Here is a 20,817-nt window from a genome sequence, read left to right as displayed (position 1 = left end):
GGAATCTGCTCACCGGGCCTTTCCGTGTTTGTTTTCGATCGATCGAGCTGATTCTTTCCCACGATGCACATGTGCCTTTGCGCCGAAGTGATGCGCAGCGGAAGTGTAGCTCCGGCTCCAACATCGGAAGAGGGTTTCGAGCATGCGGGCCACTTCTCCAGGTGCGTTCCGTTCTGCGGTGGGTGTTGCGCCGTGAGCTTTTCGCAACAGCCCTTAGAAAAGGGCAAGAAGCGTCAGAGCGCAGCAGGATCTGGTAACGACGCCTCCATCCAGCCTGATCCAATTGGCATGAGCGCAGCCTTCAGGTTTGGTCCTCGCAGAGAGTTTCCTGCCGTTGTGACTCAAGACAAAACTAGGCACGTATGTGGCCGCGAGCACACGACTTTCGTTGCTCTGAGCCTCCTCGTGTCCGTGGAGAAGAACAACATGCGCCAAATGTGGAAGCGGGTCCTAACGCTCCTTGTCCTTAGCATTCTGCTCACCGGAGAAACACTCATGTCCCAGACACCCCAGGTAAAGAACATCGTTCTCGTTCACGGCGCCTTCGCAGACGGATCAAGCTGGTCCAAGGTGATCCCTCTGCTCCAGGCAAAGGGATACAAGGTCACCTCTGTGCAGATCCCGCTCACCTCTTTTCAGGATGACGTTGCCGCAACCAAGCGCGCGATAGCCGCGCAGGATGGCCCGGTCACCCTCGTCGGCCACTCATATGGCGGCGTCGTCATCACGGAAGCGGGCAATGATTCCAAAGTCGTCGGCCTCGTCTATGTTGCGGCGTTCGCTCCGGACGCGGGCCAGTCCATCGTCGATATCAGCAAGGCCTTCCCGAAGCCCATCGGTCTGGAGAAGCTTGCTCCGCAGCCCGAAGGCTTCCTACTCCTCTCCCCGGACGGCATCGAGACCGGCTTCGCGCAGGATCTGAGCAAGGAAGAGAAGGCTCTTCTCATTGCCGTTCAAAGCCAGACACACGGATCGATCTTTGCGGCGCAACCCACGCAGGCTGCCTGGCACAGCAAGCCGTCGTGGTACATCGTCGCAAGCAACGACCACATGATTGCTCCTGAGCAGGAAGCAAGCATGGCGAAGCAACTCAAGGCCACAACAACCACACTTCCCTCGAGCCACGTGGTGATGTTGTCGCACCCGAAGGAAGTCGCCAAGGTGATCGAAGACGCTGCCGCCGGTGTAAAGTAGTCGCGAGAAGGTGCTGGCGAACGCGGTCCACTCACGCTCCGCGTTCGCCAGCGCGGCTCACTTTCAAACTCCACTCCAGGCCAGCTGCGCCGATTCATGGTACCTTCAGGGACTACGAGCACAGTTGATGCAAGCTCAGTCCTCCGCTCTCACCAGCACGCCGTTTGAAGTTGACTGAATTGTCCGCGCCGGAGACTAACGATGCTCGCCCCTGTGAAGGATCCGTTCCAGCAACTCCCCTCCATTAGCAACGATATTTCAGCGAAGCAGTTCGAACCCCTCGGCCAGGCGGTGAAGGCCTTGATGGTATGGCCGCGCTTCCCACCATCGTTCTGGGGCTTCGAGGGAGTGCTCGAGATGGTGCCTGAGAAGTCCGTCATGCCGCCGCTCGGCCTGATCACCGTGGCTGCGCTCTGTCCTTCCTCTTGGAGCATCCGCCTGCTCGACTTATCGTTCGAAGAACTGCGTGAGGAGGATCTCCTTTGGGCCGACCTCGTCATGGTGAGCTCGATGCAGGCGCAGCGTACCGACACGCTCGACGTCCTCTCCCGCGCTCGCGATCTCGGTCGCAGAACCTTTATCGGAGGCCCGTGGGCCAGCAGCGAACCCGAGTTCCTGAAGACGCGGGCCGACCACGTCTTTGTCGGCGAGGCGGAAGAGGTGTTTGCGGAGATCGCATACCAACTCGAACTGGGCACAGCGCAGTCCATCTACCGGGTCAAGGACAAGCCTGATATGTCGGTGAGTCCCGTACCCCGCTTCGACCTGCTGCACATGAACAAGTACACCTCGATGTCGGTGCAGTTCTCGCGCGGGTGCCCGTTCCAATGCGAGTTCTGCGACATCATTACGATCTACGGCCGACGCCCCCGCGCCAAGCCGCCTGAAAAACTGATCGCGGAACTCGACGCTCTGCATGCTCTCGGTTGGCGTAACGAGGTTTTCATCGTAGACGACAACTTCATCGGCAATCACAAGCTCGCGCTCCAACTCACGCACTCACTCGCTGCCTGGCAAGAACGAACGAAGCGTGTCATCTCGTTCTACACCGAGGCGTCCATCGACCTGGCGGACAAGCCTGAGTTGCTCGCCTCCATGGTCGAAGCGAACTTCATGTACGTCTTTCTCGGCATCGAAACTCCATCGGCCGAGGCTCTGAAAGGCTCGTCAAAGTTCCAGAACCTGCGCGGCGACCTCGTCACCCAGGTCAGCAAGATCCGCGAAAGCGGCCTCTGGGTCCTTGCTGGCTTCATTGTCGGCTTTGACTCCGATGATGAGACGATCTTCGAGCGGCAGCTCCAGTTCATCGATAAGACCGCCATCACCTGGGCGATGGCCGGCGTCTTACAAGCTCCTCCCACGACAGCGCTCTTCGATCGGATGAAGCGCGAGGGACGCCTGATCGAAGACAGCACGGCCACGACGAACTTCAGCCCGCCGAACTTCAAGACTGTGCTTCCGCTTCCGGTTCTACTGCGCGGTTTGAACACTCTGCTGACCGGCCTCTACACCCCTGAGAATTACTTCGGCCGGGCTATGCGCTCGCTCGAATCGTGGCAACCACGTCCTGCGCAGAAGCCACCGGAGCTGCCCCTGCTTTACAACCTGCGTGTCTTCGTTCAGTCGATGTGGCAGCAGGGCGTCTGCTCGAACTATCGCCTGGCCTACTGGAGGTTCCTCGTCACGGCGATTCGCAAGTGGGCAATGCAGCCGGCCAAGATGTGGCTTGCCTTTATGGTCCTGCTTTCGGCGAATCACTTCCTGAAGTATGCCCGATCGGTCGCGGAAGATCTGGAAGAGCAATGCCAGATGCTCGAAGACGCAGAGCCGTATCCTCAGGGGTTAGTTGTTGCCGTGGAAAGCCCGAGTTGAGTCCGAGCATTCGAAGCTGGTGACAGGTCGGGCCCTTGTGTTCCCGGTTCCTAAGTTCAGTTTCCGCTTTCGTGACCCAAAAGGCCGAGTAAGCGTTAGTTGCTTCAGCCTCTGTTTTGAGGAACGAGCGGCACTGGAAGCGTCCCAGAGAGGGCTGCTTCGAGTGCCGACTCCAGCGATGGAACTCTTACGGCAAGAAGACCAGTCTGCTTTTCCTGACTCTGCATCGATGCGGTATGAGGTGGCATTGTCACTGCGCTGCTTGCAGGAATTACGAAAGCGACCGGCGGGGTCGACTGCAATCTCTCGGGGTAGTCTCCGCAGGCTCGAGAAGAAGAGACTTTGGGGACCGTGAGCGTCCGTGGTTATGCTTAGCCGCATAGCTTCTATAAGGAGGGACGCAATGCTGAAGGCTTCAACGCGGAGGATTGGCTGGATTTTGATGGCTGCAACTTGTGGGGCGGCCTTTGGGCAACGGACGGGTACGGAGAGCAAGGGGGTGACTGAGCGGAGGGCTCAAGCGACCGCGCTGCGTGATTCGTTCGTGAAGGCTACTGTGGCCGCTGGGATGAGTTGTCCTATCGCGCCGCCGAAGATTGTGGTGGAGGATGTGCCTGGCTATGCGAGCTATGATTCCGCGACAAACACCTTGAAGACAGGTGCGTGGGAGCAGCTCACCGATGACGAGAAGAGCAGGTTTTTCGGCATGCTTGGGCCGGGAACTACGGAAGATGCGGCGCGGGCAGAGTTTGAGATTGGAGCGAATCACTGGGTGTTTGTGCGGGAACTGGAAAGCTGGTGGCTGGCTTGTCGCAAGGTTTCCGAGATGGGCAGCGCCTATGCGTTCGAGTCTGGCGTGAATCGCGTAGAAGCGGCGTATTGGCGGCAGCAGAACGCGTCGGTCATTGAGCACATGCGTGGGGTGTTCCAGATCATGCAGAAGAACGTGCCGAGTCCGGTGCCGGTTGGAGAAGGCGTGGAGGCCTACTACGATGCGCGCTATCCCGACAAGTTCAAGGGGCCTCCAGAATATCTCTGGTTTCAGGCGAGGATGTGCCTAGCTGTATTTGATGAAAAGCCGAGTCCCACCTTTGCGCAGGCATTGAAGGACATGTCCTCCTCGAAATAGCTTTATGGGATTGGTGACTTGCTCTGGAGTACGACTTGCATCCGCCTCGGGCTGCATGCAATTAGCGTACGAAGAGTCCCGCTAGACGCTCTTCCCATCAATTGCTGACGGCTGGCAAGAAGCGGCTCGTGGCTACCTGCCTTCTGTCGCAAGGAGATTGCGCCAGCGCCTGGCCTGACCGATCATCTGCGGCCTTGGGGACTGACCCGGTGTTCGTCAAGGAGGAGAAGACGTTTTTCAGAGCACCGATTGAAGTTTGTCAAACTGCTGAGCCCAGCCAACCTTCGAGAAGACGTACACGATGAGGGGAACGCCCACTTCACTAACCGTGACCTTGGTCTTACCTGCAGAGTCACTGAAGTCAACGATGACGACGATCTCGTCAGGCCAATGCCCAGGAACCGAGACACGTGTTCCGGGGATGATTCTTCCACGCTCGTCAGAGAATGACATGGTTGACACGATTTTCCGGTTTGGGACGACTTCCCGGTACGTTCCCGTGTTCCAAGATATCTTTCCCTTCGCGGATTTCATCGCCCAAAGATAGCTGCCACCCTCATGCAGATCATTCCGGATGACGAGACCTGTGTAGCCCTTCGGGCCCCACCATTTCTGAATCGAGTCCGCATCGGTCCAGACCCGCCACACCTCCGCCTCAGGGGCGTCGAAAGAATGCTCCGCGCGGACGGTCGTGTGGAGATTCCATGCACCGACCACGACCAGCAGCAATAGCACTGCAACACTGCCCGATACTTTGTAAATCATGAGAACCTCCCTTATCCGGCGTTGACATTCCCATCAGTGGCGGGACTAGAGCATTCCTTCTAGCCGGATATAGCTCGCTTCCATTCCGCCTTCCATCCCGGTTGCGAGCATCGCCGTGCGCGTCTGAGAGTCGGGCAGGGTCATCCGCATGGTCATCAGCGTTCCAGCGCCGTCGGCTTCGAATAGCGTTTCGATATGGTTGTCCGGCTTGGGATCCGGCAGGTGCATGCGCTCGATATGCACAATCCTGTTGTACGGTTTCAGCTCCAGGTACTCTCCAGTGATGTGAAATGTATTGCCTTTGCCATTTGTCCACTCGTAACGAAACTTCCCGCCGACTTTTGCCTCATTGATACAGACCGGCATTGTCCAACCTTCCGGGCCCAGCAACCATTTCTGAAGGATGGCCGGATCGGTATGGGCGCGGTATATAGCTTCTGGAGACGCATCGAAGCGTCTTGTCACAAGCACGTGGGTGTCACCCTCGGTTTTCAGCATCAGTTTGCTCATCACTCTTTTCCTTTCTTGTGTGTCTCCACACCCGCCAGAACTTCGTCGAGTCGACTGTAATTTGCTTCGAGAGCTTTTCGCAGCCTGGCGAGCCATTGATCCATCTCTTCGATACCTGCTCTTGCCAGCCGCCGAGGGCGCTTCTTGCCCTCGATTCGACGGACGATGAGGCCTGCATCTTCGAGGACCTTGAGGTGTTGGGAAATTGCGGGTTGCGTCATCTCGAACGGCTCTGCCAACTCGTTCACGGAGGCCTCCCCTGCGGCAAGGCGCGCAAGGATTGCGCGACGCGTTGGGTCGGCTAAAGCGGCGAATGTAGCATCAAGACTTTGCATAAGCATATATTTATATAAGTAATGGCTTACGTGTCAAGTCGAGTTCGAAGCGACCGCTTCGAATCATGCGTGGAGACGCCGGTCACTGCGGCTGAAGAGTTCTCCCGTCTCAGAGCAGAGGCTTGAATTGTGAGTGGCATCGAGGATGCGAGCTTCTTCACCGGAACGGTCTGATCCTCCTTCGGAGGTCCCTGCACATCCCATGTGTCGGACTTAATCACACGCCGATTCGCGGCTACTCATTGATGAGGTGGGTGAGGAACATGCCCACAGTGTTGATGGCAGGCGGACACGCAGCACTCGGAATCCAGGGATAGCTTGATCCTAGGGCGGATGACTACGAGGAGGAAGCTAGATCAGGAACGATAGATGCCGTTCGGGTTGACTGACTAATTTGGATAACGGTCGCACAGCCGCGCTTTCGGGAAGTTCATACCACTGTGTCCAGCCCTTTGCGCGCCTGTACTTAAGCCCAATGCCCAAATGGTAAACTGACCCCTAATGCTGGAGTGGATGCTCTTCCGCGCGATCATGGTGGCCTTCTTCATTCTGGCCAACAGCTTCTTCGTGGCTGCGGAGTTCGCGCTCATCAGCGTTCGTGAGACGCGTATCGAGCAGCTTATCGCGCTCGGCCGTCCCGGCGCTCGCAGTGCCCTTCAGCTCAAACGCAACATCGACGACTTCCTTCCTGCCGTGCAGTTCGGCGTCACACTGGCCGCGCTCGCGCTTGGCTGGATCGGCGAGCCGGCCGTCGCCGAGATGATCCTGCATGCTGCTTCGCGTCTTCTGCGAGTGCTTCCACCGCATGCCGTCCTCTACGCGCATGGCATCGCGGTTGCGCTTGCGTTCTCGGTCATTACCTACTTCGAGGTCCTGCTCGGTGAACTCGTGCCGAAGTCGCTCGCGCTTCAGCGGACGGAACGCATCGCCCTTGCGGTCGCTGGACCGATGGACGTCTTCATCCGCATGACACGGCCTGCGGTGAAGCTCATGAACTCATCCGCCGCCGCGGTTCTCCGCCTGTTCAACGCGCCGCTCTCCGGCGAAGGTCCTGTCCACTCGCCCGAGGAGCTGAAGTTGATCGCGACGTCGACTCGTCGCATGGGGTTGTTGCCGGAGTTCCAGGAGCAGATCATCCATCGCGCGATCGAGCTCAACCATGTGACGGTGCGGGAGATTATGACGCCACGCGGCAAGATCTTCTCGCTGCCTGCCGATCTGTCAGTCGAGCGGGCCAGCGCTCGCATCATCGAGGAGCAGCATTCGCGTATTCCCGTCTACGAGACCGCCATACCCGGCCGTCACAAGAGCCGCCACGCCGACACCGATCAGATCATCGGCATCGTCTATTCGAAGGACATCTCGCGGCTCATGCACTTCCGCTCCGTTGCCCTCTCGCTCGGAAGCTCCGGCGACTCCGGCCTCACGCTGCGCCAGGTCATGCGGGAGCCGTTCTTCGTTCCCGAGACCAAGCTTGCCGTCGAGCTTCTTCAGGACTTCCAGAATCGCCGCCGGCAGATCGCGGTGGTGGTCGACGAGTTCGGCTCGACCGTCGGCCTGGTGACAGCAGAGGACGCGTTGGAGCAGATCGTCGGAGAACTCGAGGACGAATTCGACATTGCCTCGCGTCCTGCTCTGACGTCGTCTACGGGTGTCATGACCCTGGACGGAAGCGCCACGCTGCGTGATCTCAACACGCAGCTCCAGTGGAGCTTCCCCCGCGAGGCTGGCGTCGAGACGCTTGCAGGCTTCTTGCTCGCGCAGTTAGGGCACATCCCTCATCCGAACGAGAGCGTCGTCTTCGAGGATCGCCGCTACACCGTCGCCGAGATGATCGGGCGGCGCATCAGCCGGGTTCAGGTCGAGATGCTCAAGCCGTCCGCGGCCGAGCAGGAAGCGCTCGCCGCGCGAGACGGAGCGGCGTGACGTCTCAGCCCAGAGTGCCCAAACCCCTGCGCCGCGTTCTCCTCACTCTCCCTGTGCTCTGGGTTGTGGTGTCGGTCGTCTTTCTTCTTATCCATCTTGTGCCTGGCGACCCGATCGCGCAGATGCTTGGGGAAGGAGCTACCTCGACCGACATCTCTGTTCTTCGGCATACATATGGTCTGGACCAACCGCTTCCCGAACAGTACATGCACTATCTCGCCGGGGTGGCGCATGCCGATCTGGGCCAGTCCTTGCGTCTGCATGATTCGGTCATGCACCTTATTCTGCAGCGCTACCCCTACACTCTGGCCCTGACGCTGTCATCCCTTCTCCTCGGCCTAGCCGTCGCGATACCAGCCGGGATCCTCTCGGCACTTCATCGCAATCGTTGGCAGGACCGGACGCTCGGCGTCGTCTCGCTCGTCGGTCTCTCCTTTCCGAACTTTGCTCTCGGCCCCATCCTGATCCTTTTGTTCTCGATCCGCCTCGGCTGGACGCCCGTCTCGGGACCCGGAACCGATCTGCCTACCTTCCTCCTCCATTTGATCCTTCCGGCGATCACCCTCGGCTCCGGGCTCGCCGCGATCCTCACGCGTATGGTGCGAACGGCGATGCTTGAGGAGCTTGGACAGGATTACATCCGCACCGCCCGCGCCAAGGGACTCACGGAGAATCAAGTCGTCTACCGCCATGCCCTGCGCAACGCCCTCGTTCCGATCCTGACGGTCGCCGGTCTTCAGTTCGGATCGTTGCTTGCCGGAGCCATCGTGACAGAGACGATCTTTAGTTGGCCTGGCATCGGCCGCCTGACTCTGTCTGCCATCTCCAATCGGGATTATGCTCTGGTCCAGGGATGCATCCTTGCTGTCGGACTCACCTACGTCGCCGTCAATCTCTTAACCGACGTCGCTTACACGATTGCCAACCCGAGGATGCGCAGCTAACCAGCTTTACCGCACAATGGCCCACATCCTGACCACACAAACATGCACAAATTGACCCATCTAGTGCTCCTCTTGCCCGCAATCGCAGCCGCTCAGACACACACCATTCACGATGCCCCCGACCATCTAACCTTCGACGTTCCAACAACTTGGACTATCGCAGCCCACGACCACGAGCTCAGCACCTTCCATCACGAAGCCCGTACCGCGCCGCCAAATACCCGCTTCCGCTTCGTAGCCGCTATCGCGGAGAACCCCTTTCCTTTGAGCACTTTCTCGGGGGCGCACCTCTACGTCAGCCTCATTCCCAAGCTCGATAAGGTGCAGTGCGCCGCCCAAGTGAACCCGCCCCCGAGCCTAGCCCGCACGTATGTCCCTCAACCAGAAGCACTTAGCGAGACCGTTCCCGTGGTCGGGGACAGGAAGGCTAACCACGGTCACGACGAGCACGGAACGTTATGCACGGAGTACCGCGACGACATATACACACTCTCGGTGCGTAACGGATGCCTGCGCTTTGACCTTGCGATGAACAACTTCTGCGGTGGCGAGGTCAGTGGTGTCCGCGATATGACGCAGGATGAGATTCTCAGCGTCCGGCATCAGATGGAGACGATCCTCAATTCCGTTCACTTCGATCGTTAGGGACACCCAGGATCGGGATGATTTTCGCTTCAAGCCTATTGGGCAAGATATCCACGAGGGCGACGGTGACAGGAAGAGAAAAGCGGCGCGGACCCGCGCTACCAGGGTTTAGATACGCGACGCCGTCCTTGCGGGTAAATGACGGCTTGTGGGAATGTCCGCTGACGACGCACGCAACCCCAGCGGTTGCCGCATTTATATCCAAATCCTGAAGTGAATGCACAATGTAGAAGAGGGTTCCGGCGAGCTCAACCGCCTCGGTAGGCGAGAGGTCCGCGCACGGGCCGCTCGTATCGACATTGCCCCGAATCGCAGTCACCGGGGCTATCGAGCGCAGGGCTTCGAGAATCGCGGGATCTCCCACATCACCGGCGTGTAGGATATGGTCGCTCCCCGCGAGGGCTTCGAGAGCCTCAGGACGGAGTAGGCCGTGGGTATCTGAGATGACTCCGACCAGCATCAGTTGTTCCTTCGCTACGCGGGATTGACACCGTAGTTCTTTATATTGTTCAGCTTAGCTGTCTCTGACATGGGATGCTGATTGCTACATTCCGACGGACAATCGCGTCCTCGGATCGAGGTAGTCTCTGAGGGCATCGCCAATGAAGTTGAAAGAGAGCACGCTCAACATGACGGCCATGGCCGGGAAGAAGACGAGATGCGGCGATTCGAAGAGATGCGATCTCCCGTCGTTCAGCATTGCGCCCCAACTTGCGGCGGGGGCGGGGATACCGAGGCCAAGGAAGCTCAGAGTCGCTTCGGCGAGAACCGCCGCCGCCATTCCGATCGCTGCCTGCACGATAAGCGGCTGCAGGATGTTTGGAAAAATGTGTCTTACAAGGAGACGAATGTCCGATGCGCCGAGTGCTCGGGCAGCTTCGACGAACTCCCGTTCCTTGACGGCCATGACCTGAGCACGAATAAGGCGAGCATAGCCAACCCAACCGGAGATGGAGAGGGCGATGATCAGATTGCCAAGACCGGGCCCAAGGAAGGCGACGAAGGCGATTGCGATCAGGATTCCCGGGAGCGCTAGAAAGGCATTCGTGATGTAGACATTTACGAGGGTATCGGTCCATCCGCCATAGAAGCCGGCCAGGCCTCCCGCGATCAGGCCGAGCGCGAGGGACAGAGCGATGACCGAGACAGCGACGATCATGGAAATGCGAGCTCCGTAGATTGTGCGCGAGAGGATGTCGCGGCCTAACTCGTCCGTACCGAACAAGTGCGCTGGGCTCGGCGCAAGAAGACGACCGGAGAGACTGAGGTGAGCAGGGTCCTGCGGGGCAAGCCATGGAGCAAAGACGGCAGCGACCACGAAGACGAAAAGGAGGGCGACTCCGAATGCGGCCAGAGGCTGGGATTTGCACTCTGCCAGAAGTTGGCGAGACGCTCTTCGCGGGATCGGGAGGGACGCAGCCGAACTCGTGATTTCGGAAGAGTTCATTCCCACAGGATGCAGGCGAAAGAAGTTATTCGCAAGCTCTTGACGGTATGGAAGGGATCAATAGCCCGCTGTCCCCAAAGTAACGGTAAAATGAGAGACTATCGTTTACGTGAAAGCGGAGAGCAACGCCTGAGAATCAGTCCCCCAGCCCGCCTTCGGATCCTTATCTATGGGATTAACTATTCACCGGAACTCACTGGGGTAGGGAAGTATACCGGAGAGATGGCCGCGTGGCTGGCTGCGCGGGGGCACGAGATTCGCGTCATCACGGCCCCGCCTTATTATCCCGCGTGGAAGGTTCGCGAAGACTATCGCGGCAAATGGTATCGGACGGAACTGCCAAAGGTCCCGGGCGCTCCGACGGTTTACCGCACTCCGCTTTATGTACCGCGAGAGCCGTCGGGTGCCCGGCGGATGCTCCATCTTTTCTCGTTCATGGTTGGAAGTATCCCCGTGATGATGAAGCAGCATTCCTGGAAGCCTGACCTTATCTGGACGGTGGAGCCGACATTTTTCGGGGCTCCGCTCGCACTCCTACTGGCTCGCACGACGCAAGCGGCGTCCTGGTTGCACGTACAGGATTTCGAGGTAGACGCCGCGTTCGATCTCGGCCTGCTCCCCTCGAACGGCAGGGTTCAGAGCTTCGCCCTTCGCCTGGAGCGAGTGTTCACGGATGCGTTCAGCCGCGTCTCCAGCATTTCAGGGAAGATGGTGGAGCGGTCGCTGGCGAAGGGAGTGTCGCCCATTCAGAGCCGACTCTTCCCAAACTGGGTGGATGTCGACGTGATTCGCCCCCAGGCGGCAGGCAGCCAAAACTCGTTCCGCCGGGAGCTTGGGCTCGAGGGAAAGATCATTCTTCTTTACTCCGGAAACATGGGCGCGAAACAAGGGCTGGAGCTCCTTGTGCCTCTGGCCGCAGCGTTCGAAGACGACCCGAGGGTGCACTTCCTCTTCTGCGGAGAAGGCTCGTTCCGGTCTATGTTCGAAGGCATGGTCGCGCACCGGCCCAACGTGACACTTATCGATATCCAGCCGATGGAAAGGTTGAACGATCTGTTGAACGCCGCGGATATTCATCTGCTGCCGCAGCGCCCCGGCGCGGCGGATTTGGTGATGCCCTCGAAGCTGACCGGAATGCTTTCAAGCGGAAGGCCGGTCGTCGCGATCGCCGAACCCGGAACTCAGGTTGCCCACGTGGTGGGAGGAAGCGACGCGCTGGATATCGACCCGTGCGGCCTGGTGGTTCAGGCGCATGATCCGACGGAGCTCCAGAAGGCAGCCCGTTGCCTGATCGATTCTCCTACGCTCCGTTCGAAGTTTGGGGCAGCGGCGCGCCGGTACGCTGTAAGGCATCTTGGGCGAGAGCAGGTTCTCGCACGTTTCGAGCAGGAGTTACTCTCCTTGATACGAGAACCCGAGCCCGTGATTCAAGTAAACTGAGCCAGTACAGACCGGGTACTATGAGGTCGGTACGGAGGCTCTTTTTTGAAAAAAGCCCTGATCACAGGGGTTACAGGACAAGACGGGGCTTATCTCGCGGAGTTCCTCTTAGCCAAAGGCTATGAAGTCCATGGCATCAAGCGTCGATCTTCGCTCTTCAACACCGCCCGCATCGACCACATCTATGAAGATCCCCATAACCCTCAGCCGAAGTTCATTCTGCATTATGGCGATCTCACCGACTCTTCGTCGCTGATCCACATCGTGCAAAAAGTACAACCAGACGAGATCTACAACCTCGGCGCTCAGTCGCACGTTCAGGTATCCTTCGAGCAGCCTGAATACACTGCCGACGCAGACGCGCTTGGTCCCCTGCGCTTGCTGGAGGCGATCCGCATTCTCGGGTTGGAGAAGAAAACGAAATTCTATCAAGCGTCTTCCAGCGAGCTTTACGGGCTCGTGCGGGAGAGCCCGCAGCATGAGGAGACACCCTTCTATCCGCGTTCTCCCTATGCCGTGGCCAAGATGTATGCGTACTGGATCGTTGTGAACTACCGGGAAGCATACGGAATCTATGCGTGCAACGGGATTCTGTTCAACCATGAGAGTCCCTTTCGCGGGGAGACGTTTGTGACACGAAAGATTACGCGGGGCCTGGCGCGGATCAAGGTGGGGCTGCAGACATCGCTCTTCCTCGGGAATCTCGACGCAAAGCGGGACTGGGGACATGCACGCGACTACGTTGAGATGCAGTGGCTGATGCTGCAGCAGGACACACCGCGGGACTTTGTTATCGCAACCGGAAAGCAGTACAGCGTACGAGAGTTTGTAAAGCGCTGCGCCGAGCTACTTGATCTGGAGCTAAGCTGGCAGGGAAGCGGTTCCGAGGAGAAAGCACTGGATCCGTTCGGCAGCGTGGTGGTCGCAGTCGACCCCCGATACTTTCGGCCGACTGAGGTCGATACGCTTCTTGGCGACGCGTCGAAGGCGAGGGAGGAGCTTGGCTGGACGCCGACCACCTCCTTCGACGAACTTGTGCGTGAGATGGTCGAGGCCGACCTGAAGGCGGCGCAGCGGGATGCGCTGGTTCGGCGACACGGCTTCGATGCGTACAACGTTCGTGAAACGTAGAGCCTAGCGCTTATGTCGATGGAGAAGATCATGTCCAAGCCGTACATGCCGCTCGACGCTCGAATCTACATCGCTGGGCATCGAGGCTTGGTAGGCTCGGCCATTCAGCGAGGGCTCATAAAGGCGGGTTACACGAACCTGCTCCTGCGGACGCGCTCGGAGCTTGACCTTCTCGATCCCAACGCTGTGAGAGCGTTCTTTGAGGAGACTAGACCCGAGCACGTCGTGTTGGCGGCAGCGAAGGTGGGTGGCATCATGGCGAACCAGACGTACCCGGCGGACTTCATTCGGGAGAATCTGGTGATCCAGGACAATGTGATCGAGGCGTCCTACCGTAACGGGGTCGATCGCCTTCTGTTCTTGGGCTCTTCGTGCATTTACCCAAAGCTCGCTCCACAACCAATGCCGGAGTCGTGCCTGATGACCGGTCCGCTGGAACCGACGAATCGGCCTTACGCGATGGCGAAGATCGCCGGCATCGAGATGTGCTGGAGCTACAATCGGCAGTTCGGCACACACTATCTGGCCGCTATGCCCACGAACCTTTATGGGCCGGGGGACAACTTCGATCCGGCGACCTCGCATGTGCTTCCTGCACTGATGCGGAAGGTGGCGGTGGCAAAGACATCCAGCAACGGCGAACTTGTCGTGTGGGGCACGGGTACGCCTCGCCGGGAGCTTCTTCACTCGGACGATCTGGCTCGTGCCTGCGTCTTTCTGCTGAACCTGGACGAAGCTAAGTTCGGGAGCTTCCTGTCCGAGGAATCCCCGCCGCTGATCAACATCGGGACAGGTGAGGATGTGACGATTCGGGAGCTGGCGGAGTTGGTTGCACGCGTGGCCGGTTTTCAGGGGCCGCTTGTCTTCGATACGAGCAAGCCTGATGGTACGCCGCGAAAGCTAATGGATGTGAGCCGCCTAAAGGCTCTGGGATGGCGCCCGACGATCGTGCTGGAACAGGGGATCGAAGAGATTTGGAACCTGGTCAAGGATGAATTGACAGCCTGAAGTCGCAAGGCAGACGACCGGAAGAAGCCGCGCGACAGCCTTGGAGAAGTGGGGTTCAACCAGCTATGACTCCAGTGTTGCGACGGTGGGTGTTCCTAGCATTGCTGCAGGGCTTTTGTGCCTGTGTCGTTGCGGCGCCGCTGTTCGCCCAAGGAAACATAGGTGAACAGTATTTGCTCTCGGCGGCGAATCAGGAGCGCACGGCAAGGGGCGTACCGGCGCTTGTGATGGATCCTGCTCTTGCCCAGGCGGCGCGGGTGCATGCTCGCGAGATGGCGGGGCGGCAGGCAATCTCCCATCAGTTTTCCGATGAAGAAGGCCTGCTGACGAGAGTCAACGGGCTCGGCGTCAACTTCGACGCTGTCGCTGAAAATGTCGCCTTTGCACCGAGCGTCCTTCGGATCCAGACGGGTTGGATGGAGTCCGCAGGTCACCGGGAGAACCTGCTGAATCCGGCGTATAACGCAGTTGGGATTGCGATTGTCGTCAACGCTGGAGAGATTTACGCGGTAGAAGATTTCGGGCGCCTGGCTATTGCGGGCGGAGCTTCCTTTTTAGATTCGGGGCCACCTCGGCCGAGTAAGACAGTTCCTGCTGAGCGCTCGACTTCGCCCTCCACTGCGCCTTCAACGAAGAGTTCGGCGGAGGCGTTCCTGTTTCAGCAAGCGAACCGCGAACGGGCGGACCGGGGCTTGTCGGAACTCAGCTGGGACGATAGCCTTGCCCGGGCTGCCTCGGCGCATGCGTCTGAAATGGCTGCTCACCAGACGATCTCACATCAGTTCGCAGGAGAGCCGGAACTTTCGGCGCGGGGTGCGAGCGCGGGAGCGAAGTTTGCACTCATCTCGGAGAACGTGGCAGAGGCACCCGATGCGGGCACTATCCATCACGCCTGGATGAACTCCCCCGGTCATCGGGAGAACCTGCTCGATGCACGTGTGGATGCGGTGGGTATCTCCGTTGTCTCCCGCGCGGGACAACTCTATGCCGTGGAGGACTTCGCACATACAACGCAGCTGCTGTCGTTTGACGCCCAGGAGGTTAGCGTCGGGAGACTGCTGGATGAGCACGGGCTCGTGATTCTTCCGGGCCGGGCAGACGCTCGCAGTGCCTGCGCGATCGAATCCGGATACGAAGGCAGGAACCAGCCTCTCTTCATCATGCGTTACACAACGGACAATCTCGACCTGCTGCCGGACAGGCTGACGAAGGAGATTGGCTCGGGACGCTACCGTGAGGCGATCGTTGGGGCTTGCTCCGGGGATGGAACAAGCCCGTTCACAGCCTATCGTCTCGCCGTTCTTCTTTATCGCTGAGTACGGCTACGAGACGACCGCGATGCCAGCAGTAGCAAGTTCCTCCTTGCTCGCAGGCTGCGTTGGTTCCATCTCCAGCAAATCATTGAAACGGTTGAAGTAGTTGAACAAGCCGATTGCGGCCATCAACTCGACGACCTCTCCTTCGGAAAAAAAGCTCCGGAGCCGAAAAAAATCCGCGTCCGAGTACCCATGCGCGTCGAGCGTCATGATCTCGGCAAGGTGGATGGCTACCTTCTCTCGCTCGGAAAACTCCCCGGTCGCGGGTTGATCAAGAGCGGCGATCTGAGCTTCGGACCAGCCGAGCTTCTTCGCGATGGTCGTGTGAGAGGCGAGGCAGTAGGGTGTTCTATTCAGTTGGGACGTTCGCACAATGACGAGTTCTTTGAGCGCCTTGGTGAGCGTGCCGGTGTTCAGCACCGCCTCCATGTGAGCGATGATCGTCTTGAAGATCTCGGGCCGATGCGCCATGGTGCGAAACATGTTGGGCACGTTGCCACGGTCTCGCAGATATTTGTCGTAGATCGCGACCGCTTCTGGCAAGACTTCGTCCCGTTGCAAACGAGAGATTCTGGACATACGAAAGCTCCTCCAAGTGCCCATGATAACGCGCGGCAACTTTGACCCACCCGCACAAGTTTGGTATAACGGTTGAGGCGGCGCAGCAGAAGCCGGCCCTCAACAAGGCATTCCTGAGTAGCTCAATGGCAGAGCATTCGGCTGTTAACCGAAGGGTTGTAGGTTCGAGTCCTACCTCAGGAGCCATAAATACCATAAGAAGCAACAAGTTACAGAGGCCACCCATGAGGTGGTCTTCTTCGTTTTGGTCGAGTGGCTGTTTTGGTGGCTGTTGCGCCCGAATAGCAGAAAATATTCTTGGCGCGTCGCCCTCTTGGGATCTGTTTGGTCAGCGCGACGTGTTCGAGCGTGGGAACCTCACAACCCCTTTCTCAGAAGCTGAGATCGGAATCTGGCGATGGGACATTCGAGACAAATCCAAGTCCCGATGAACGCACTCGCGATTGCGCACTCGCAAATTCACTGCTGCCGAGAACGGCGTTTCTCGTTACTAATCCCGCCCACATCAATTGAGCAAGGGCTCAATGAGCGCCATTGAATTTTCTTCACGCGAGAACGCTTGGTGCGATTGAAGAGGTGATCCATATGGATCCTTCGTTTGATTGGCGCTAATCCCCGAATATTTCTAACGAGCCACCACACGCTTAAGGTTGTCACGGATTGGCAAGTTGCTTTTGAAGAGCGCTGCGACGATGTTCATGGTGCCTCGTCAGCCTCGCAGGAACATTGCCGTATGTTCTACGAACAAAGCCGGGTACTGAAAGAGCGAGCCGTGCGCGGCGTCGGGATAAAGGATCAGCTGTGCGTCCGGAAGGCTCTGCTCGAGATAGAAGGAGTTGATCGTGTAAAAGATAATGTCCGATTTCCCCCCAACGATCAGGACGGGAATCTTGATGCCCTGCAGATAAGCGAAGCGTTCTCCGATCGGGTTCCCCCACTCCTGAAGAGCTGCGAATTTGCGCAGGCTGCACCTTCTCCCCGATAGGGGTGTCACGATTCTCCACACGTGCATCTCGGCGTTCCAGGAATGCTCGACCCGCCGCTAGGCTCTCAGGAGACGCCGTGAAGAAGCCGTCGATCCAAAAGTCATCGAGGTTCCCGTACTTGTTTGTGAAAATGGCCTGAGACTCAGGTGTCAGCGGAATCCCGTCGCCGTTGCGGGGTCCACTCCCGACGATCACCAGCTTGCGCACCAAATCTGGCCGTTCTAGAGCAACGTTCTGCATCATCGACCCAATCGAGAACCCGAGAACATCCACTCTAGTGAGTCCGAGAGCATCGATGAAGACTCCAGCGCTCTTGGCCATCTCTGCGAAGGTCGTGGGCACCTCCCCGCTCGAACTCGCGACCCCGGCATTGTTGAAGAGAATAACCTCACGGTCAGCCGCGAGGCCGTCTGTCACTGAGGGGTCCCAGCTGTCCAGATTCCCCAGGATATGAGGGATGAAGACAAGCGGAATGCTTTCCTGTTTACCGAAGCGACGAAAAGCAAAACGGATGCCTTCGCTCTCGACGAACTGAGTGGGTGCAGTGTTGTGGGTGTAGGAGCTCACGTTGTCCATTCTTGACGAGGTTGATCTGAGACGGTTTGAAGGAAGGGTGATCGCAAGCGTTCGGCAGGTCAGCCAAATGTTCTGCCGCGAGGCGCAAGCTGCTACTGTGGTGAGCCTTACTGCCGATCGTTATCGAGTGCATGACTGGCGCGAATGATGACATCAGTGACTACTTCGGGCTTCGACAGCATCACCACATGGCAGGAATCTGCTCTTGTCGTGATGGCGTTCATCCGCTTGGCTTCCAGTTCTTCAAGCTGCGGGGAGATTGTGCGGTCCCTGCTTGCAACGATGAACCAGGAGGGCTTGTCTCTCCAGGACGCGGTCGTGACAGGCGTGCCCAGGGCCGGGGCGGTTGGTGGACGCTGACCGGAGTGCAGAAGGAACTTGCTCAAGCGATGCCGCGATCGAGTCTGATCTTGCTTCGCTGCTTCGCGAGCTCGCACCAGATCGCGTAACGCTTCAGAACCTTCATCCGGAACCCAGACCGCCGTCAGATCCCCTTGATCGGTAGCATCGCGCCAGCTTCTCGGCATCCCTTCGATCGGTCTTCACTCGATCGCCAGCCTTGACCGGTACCAGCGTGGTTGCCACAACTTCGCACTCGATGCCGAGCTCCGCCAGTTGCCAGTACACGACGTAGCCCGTCGGTCCGGCTTCATAACAGGCTTCTCAGCTTGGCCGCCGAACCAAACTTCTTGATCAACTTGCGAATAGACTCCGCGCGGTTCGGAATCGTTCCCAGGCTCCGCACTTCACCTTCCGGCTCTGCGACCGCTACGGCGATCGTCTTAGCATGGACATCCAAACCTAAAATTAGTACCTTCTCCTTTATGACCGGCTCCCTTCCTCTGTGGCTCTGAACTTTGCGCCCTTCGGACGCTCACAGCCTAACCCACGGTCGGCGCCGGTCACTCCATACTGACTGTTATCAACGACTGAATACGGCAAATCTAAACTCAGTCATCGATAACAGAGGCTGCCCCACGGGAGACAGGTGCGGGTAAATTTTGTTCGAAGGTCTTCTAAGAGGATAACTACCGCTTCGAAATACTCGTCTTAGAAGTAGTTTCTATTTACGGAGGAATTTTGGCAGAACAGGACTTCATCACCATTCTTGACGACCTTTCTCTGGAAATTGTGGTCTCCAGCAAGTCCTCTAATTACACCTGTTGCGTTTTATTGAGACGACTCCACCTGGCGGCGGACCGCCCCCCCGCATGCACGTGAAAGAGGAAGAGATCTTCACCGTACTTGAGGGCCAGTATGAGTTCTACAAAGACGGGATTTGGGTACCGATGGTTAACGGTAGAGCGATCTTGTCCTCTCGGAATACATATCACGCATTCCGGAATGTGGGCTCGGCGCCGGGGCACATGATGTTGGCAACGATCGGGGGCGGGATTGACGATTATTTCCGCGCGATTTCAGGCCTCACGCTCCCTCAGGACAAGGAAAGGCTGACCGAAATCAGCGATCATTGCGGCTACCACTATCTACCGTCGGCGCTCTTTCGATCACAGTCATTATTCGTCCTCAAATCTCATCAGGATCTCTTGTCACGAGTGATGTCGCACACTGTGTAGACATTTTGCCCATTCTGTGCCCGCTAAGGGAACCCAGCCAGTGCGGCAGGCTGTGGAATGCATCATAGGCGACGATACTTAGGGAACCAATTTGCGCAGCCGCGAAACGCGACTTCGCCGCATTATCAAGTTTACGTCCGGCGCGCCTTCGACATTGCCGTCGGCAAACCCATGAGTACTGGCCGCGCCAAAAATTCGCAGATGTCTGAAAACGATCGACCTGGCGGCCTCATGAACTCGGCTGATACGATGCGGGCGTCGGGTTCACCATCTTTTGGAACTGCGAAGAGCGAAGGCGACCCCCTGAGACACCGCCTTTGAGTGACCGCGAACAGCCATCCACGGCAAGCGCTTATTCGTACCGTAATGAAGATTTACCCCACATAGGTTAGTCTTCTGCTCTCCCTGGAGGGAGCTTTGATTTGGGCCCAAGAATCCCTGAAACGGGATCGTTCGAAGCCGTCGAAACCTATCTCCTGCGTGGTGCCATGATGTCCGCTTCCCCTAACCTTCTTCCAAACCTCTTGTGGATCGATTTTTTAGTCAAGCGAGAGAAGCTTGATCTTCCGCTCAGTCTTCCAAAGAGTTTCGCCGTGCAACCGGTGCGATGGCCGTTCGACTTGTGTCATGTGATGAAGTCGACTGCGCCGTGGGCGGCGTGCTTCGACTTCGACACTCCGACTAGAAAGGGCCTGGAGGTCCTGGAGCGCGTGAGGAGCCGATTTCAATCCCTGCCCGTGGTAATGCTGACGACAAGTAAATCGAAGATTCATCAGAGGTGGGCCGTCCAGCAGCAGATCTGGGACTACATCCAAAAGCCCTGTACGGTGAAGACGGTGTGCGACTCGCTACGGCCACTTCATGCAGAGCCGTCGGTAAACGTGGTCGGGACGACGGCACAACCTAAACTGAGTTCGCCGGAGTTCAACAAGTTATCGCCGGCCGTGGCGTATCTCCGCGCCAACTATCCCGACAAAATTCCTCTGGCGAAGGCCGCAGATATGTGCGATCTGAGCCCGTTTCAGTTTAGCCGGATATTCAAAAAGGTGAACGGCATAACCTTTCAGGATTATGTCGTGCAGCTTCGTATTCGCCGCGCGGCAGAGTTGATGAAACAGCGGCGGTCCTCGGTGACAGATGCTGCGTTTGAAGTCGGATTCAATGATCTCTCTTACTTTGCGCGCATGTTTCGCAAGCAAATTGGTATGTGTCCATCGCGATATCGGGCAGATACGGGACCATCGCAGATTGCACTGTTTCCGCAGCTTGAGAGAGCAGAACTGCAAGATAGTGCTACTTCCGTTGCAAGAAAGTCCTAGCGCCGCCTCGACAAGCAGTGTTCTCTTCATGCGAACCCGTCTGTTACTCGCGGCTCGGGTACTCGCGGTTCGGCTTCCAGGGATCATATTGAACTTTCCGGTTGTCGGAAGCGAAACG

Annotated in this window: 21 protein-coding genes and 1 tRNA gene; 13 read left to right on the top strand and 9 right to left on the bottom strand. The window is 58.0% G+C overall.

Annotation, left to right across the window (positions count from 1 at the left end):
* The first annotated feature begins 495 nt into the window (after nucleotides 1-495).
* Together GRAN_RS16100 and GRAN_RS16095 are read left to right on the top strand one after the other, a co-directional pair.
* Nucleotides 496-1,194: an alpha/beta fold hydrolase gene (locus GRAN_RS16100; protein ID WP_241654702.1), complete on the top strand. Its 699-nt coding sequence runs from the start codon at nucleotides 496-498 to the stop codon at nucleotides 1,192-1,194.
* 201 nt (nucleotides 1,195-1,395) lie between these two features.
* Nucleotides 1,396-3,066, top strand: coding sequence for a B12-binding domain-containing radical SAM protein (locus tag GRAN_RS16095; RefSeq protein WP_128913989.1), 1,671 nt, complete (start codon nucleotides 1,396-1,398; stop codon nucleotides 3,064-3,066).
* Here the strand turns inward: GRAN_RS16095 and GRAN_RS27050 are convergent.
* Nucleotides 3,037-3,447 carry a beta-propeller fold lactonase family protein gene (locus GRAN_RS27050; protein ID WP_128913988.1) on the bottom strand — a complete coding sequence of 137 codons (411 nt, stop codon included), beginning with the start codon at nucleotides 3,445-3,447 and terminating at the stop codon, nucleotides 3,037-3,039. The genes GRAN_RS16095 and GRAN_RS27050 overlap by 30 nt on opposite strands.
* 22 nt (nucleotides 3,448-3,469) lie before the next feature.
* Between GRAN_RS27050 and GRAN_RS16085 the strand changes: the two genes are divergently transcribed.
* On the top strand, nucleotides 3,470-4,195 hold the full coding sequence (locus GRAN_RS16085; protein WP_128913987.1) for a hypothetical protein: 726 nt from the start codon (nucleotides 3,470-3,472) through the stop codon (nucleotides 4,193-4,195).
* Nucleotides 4,196-4,432: 237 nt separating this feature from the next.
* On the opposite strand, the gene GRAN_RS16080 is transcribed toward GRAN_RS16085, so the two are convergent.
* Genes GRAN_RS16080 through GRAN_RS16070 form a run of 3 tightly spaced genes read right to left on the bottom strand, consistent with a single transcriptional unit; the run spans nucleotide 4,433 to nucleotide 5,805 of the window.
* Nucleotides 4,433-4,960 carry an SRPBCC family protein gene (locus tag GRAN_RS16080; protein WP_128913986.1) on the bottom strand — a complete coding sequence of 176 codons (528 nt, stop codon included), beginning with the start codon at nucleotides 4,958-4,960 and terminating at the stop codon, nucleotides 4,433-4,435.
* Between the two features lie 45 nt (nucleotides 4,961-5,005).
* Nucleotides 5,006-5,470 carry an SRPBCC domain-containing protein gene (locus GRAN_RS16075; RefSeq protein ID WP_128913985.1) on the bottom strand — a complete coding sequence of 155 codons (465 nt, stop codon included), beginning with the start codon at nucleotides 5,468-5,470 and terminating at the stop codon, nucleotides 5,006-5,008.
* Nucleotides 5,470-5,805 carry an ArsR/SmtB family transcription factor gene (locus GRAN_RS16070; protein WP_128913984.1) on the bottom strand — a complete coding sequence of 112 codons (336 nt, stop codon included), beginning with the start codon at nucleotides 5,803-5,805 and terminating at the stop codon, nucleotides 5,470-5,472. Before GRAN_RS16070 ends, GRAN_RS16075 begins: the two co-directional genes overlap by 1 nt.
* Nucleotides 5,806-6,306: 501 nt before the next feature.
* Between GRAN_RS16070 and GRAN_RS16065 the strand changes: the two genes are divergently transcribed.
* The 3 genes from GRAN_RS16065 to GRAN_RS16055 all read left to right on the top strand — a co-directional run bounded on the left by GRAN_RS16065 (nucleotide 6,307) and on the right by GRAN_RS16055 (nucleotide 9,320).
* Nucleotides 6,307-7,731, top strand: a complete 1,425-nt coding sequence (locus tag GRAN_RS16065) for a hemolysin family protein (RefSeq protein WP_128913983.1) — start codon at nucleotides 6,307-6,309, stop codon at nucleotides 7,729-7,731.
* On the top strand, nucleotides 7,728-8,675 hold the full coding sequence (locus GRAN_RS16060; protein WP_128913982.1) for an ABC transporter permease: 948 nt from the start codon (nucleotides 7,728-7,730) through the stop codon (nucleotides 8,673-8,675). The genes GRAN_RS16065 and GRAN_RS16060 overlap by 4 nt, the downstream gene beginning before the upstream one ends.
* Nucleotides 8,676-8,747: 72 nt before the next feature.
* A complete protein-coding gene (locus tag GRAN_RS16055) occupies nucleotides 8,748-9,320 on the top strand; it encodes a hypothetical protein (protein ID WP_128913981.1) in 573 nt (190 codons plus the stop codon).
* Here the strand turns inward: GRAN_RS16055 and GRAN_RS16050 are convergent.
* Together GRAN_RS16050 and GRAN_RS16045 are read right to left on the bottom strand one after the other, a co-directional pair.
* A complete protein-coding gene (locus tag GRAN_RS16050) occupies nucleotides 9,295-9,780 on the bottom strand; it encodes a metallophosphoesterase family protein (RefSeq protein ID WP_128913980.1) in 486 nt (161 codons plus the stop codon). The genes GRAN_RS16055 and GRAN_RS16050 overlap by 26 nt on opposite strands.
* A gap of 84 nt (nucleotides 9,781-9,864) precedes the next feature.
* Nucleotides 9,865-10,767 carry an ABC transporter permease gene (locus tag GRAN_RS16045; protein WP_128913979.1) on the bottom strand — a complete coding sequence of 301 codons (903 nt, stop codon included), beginning with the start codon at nucleotides 10,765-10,767 and terminating at the stop codon, nucleotides 9,865-9,867.
* A 129-nt stretch (nucleotides 10,768-10,896) separates the two neighbouring features.
* Between GRAN_RS16045 and GRAN_RS16040 the strand changes: the two genes are divergently transcribed.
* From GRAN_RS16040 to GRAN_RS16025, 4 genes are all read left to right on the top strand, one after another.
* Nucleotides 10,897-12,207: a glycosyltransferase WbuB gene (locus GRAN_RS16040; protein WP_338323451.1), complete on the top strand. Its 1,311-nt coding sequence runs from the start codon at nucleotides 10,897-10,899 to the stop codon at nucleotides 12,205-12,207.
* 45 nt (nucleotides 12,208-12,252) lie between these two features.
* On the top strand, nucleotides 12,253-13,338 hold the full coding sequence (gene gmd, locus GRAN_RS16035; RefSeq protein ID WP_128913977.1) for a GDP-mannose 4,6-dehydratase: 1,086 nt from the start codon (nucleotides 12,253-12,255) through the stop codon (nucleotides 13,336-13,338).
* Between the two features lie 30 nt (nucleotides 13,339-13,368).
* On the top strand, nucleotides 13,369-14,346 hold the full coding sequence (locus GRAN_RS16030; protein WP_277751222.1) for a GDP-L-fucose synthase family protein: 978 nt from the start codon (nucleotides 13,369-13,371) through the stop codon (nucleotides 14,344-14,346).
* A 65-nt stretch (nucleotides 14,347-14,411) separates the two neighbouring features.
* Nucleotides 14,412-15,662: a CAP domain-containing protein gene (locus tag GRAN_RS16025; RefSeq protein WP_128913976.1), complete on the top strand. Its 1,251-nt coding sequence runs from the start codon at nucleotides 14,412-14,414 to the stop codon at nucleotides 15,660-15,662.
* A 6-nt stretch (nucleotides 15,663-15,668) separates the two neighbouring features.
* Here GRAN_RS16025 and GRAN_RS16020 read toward each other — a convergent pair whose 3' ends face one another.
* On the bottom strand, nucleotides 15,669-16,241 hold the full coding sequence (locus GRAN_RS16020) for a carboxymuconolactone decarboxylase family protein (RefSeq protein WP_128913975.1): 573 nt from the start codon (nucleotides 16,239-16,241) through the stop codon (nucleotides 15,669-15,671).
* Nucleotides 16,242-16,352: 111 nt separating this feature from the next.
* Between GRAN_RS16020 and GRAN_RS16015 the strand changes: the two genes are divergently transcribed.
* Nucleotides 16,353-16,427, top strand: a tRNA-Asn gene (locus tag GRAN_RS16015).
* A gap of 467 nt (nucleotides 16,428-16,894) precedes the next feature.
* On the opposite strand, the gene GRAN_RS16010 is transcribed toward GRAN_RS16015, so the two are convergent.
* Together GRAN_RS16010 and GRAN_RS25790 are read right to left on the bottom strand one after the other, a co-directional pair.
* Nucleotides 16,895-17,794, bottom strand: coding sequence for an alpha/beta fold hydrolase (locus tag GRAN_RS16010; protein ID WP_206662778.1), 900 nt, complete (start codon nucleotides 17,792-17,794; stop codon nucleotides 16,895-16,897).
* A gap of 116 nt (nucleotides 17,795-17,910) precedes the next feature.
* On the bottom strand, nucleotides 17,911-18,189 hold the full coding sequence (locus GRAN_RS25790; RefSeq protein WP_192898023.1) for an alpha/beta hydrolase: 279 nt from the start codon (nucleotides 18,187-18,189) through the stop codon (nucleotides 17,911-17,913).
* 777 nt (nucleotides 18,190-18,966) lie between these two features.
* Here GRAN_RS25790 and GRAN_RS16000 point away from each other — a divergent pair.
* Together GRAN_RS16000 and GRAN_RS15995 are read left to right on the top strand one after the other, a co-directional pair.
* Complete coding sequence (locus GRAN_RS16000) at nucleotides 18,967-19,380, top strand: cupin domain-containing protein (protein WP_277751221.1); 414 nt, start codon at nucleotides 18,967-18,969, stop codon at nucleotides 19,378-19,380.
* 422 nt (nucleotides 19,381-19,802) lie between these two features.
* Nucleotides 19,803-20,699 (top strand): response regulator transcription factor, encoded by an 897-nt coding sequence (locus GRAN_RS15995; RefSeq protein WP_128913973.1) that lies wholly within the window; start codon nucleotides 19,803-19,805, stop codon nucleotides 20,697-20,699.
* The last annotated feature ends 118 nt before the right edge of the window (nucleotides 20,700-20,817 follow it).

This window comes from Granulicella sibirica (assembly GCF_004115155.1).
Taxonomy (GTDB): domain Bacteria; phylum Acidobacteriota; class Terriglobia; order Terriglobales; family Acidobacteriaceae; genus Edaphobacter; species Edaphobacter sibiricus.
The sequence above is the reverse complement of the archived record's forward strand: the minus strand, read 5'-3'. Positions and strand labels throughout refer to the sequence as shown.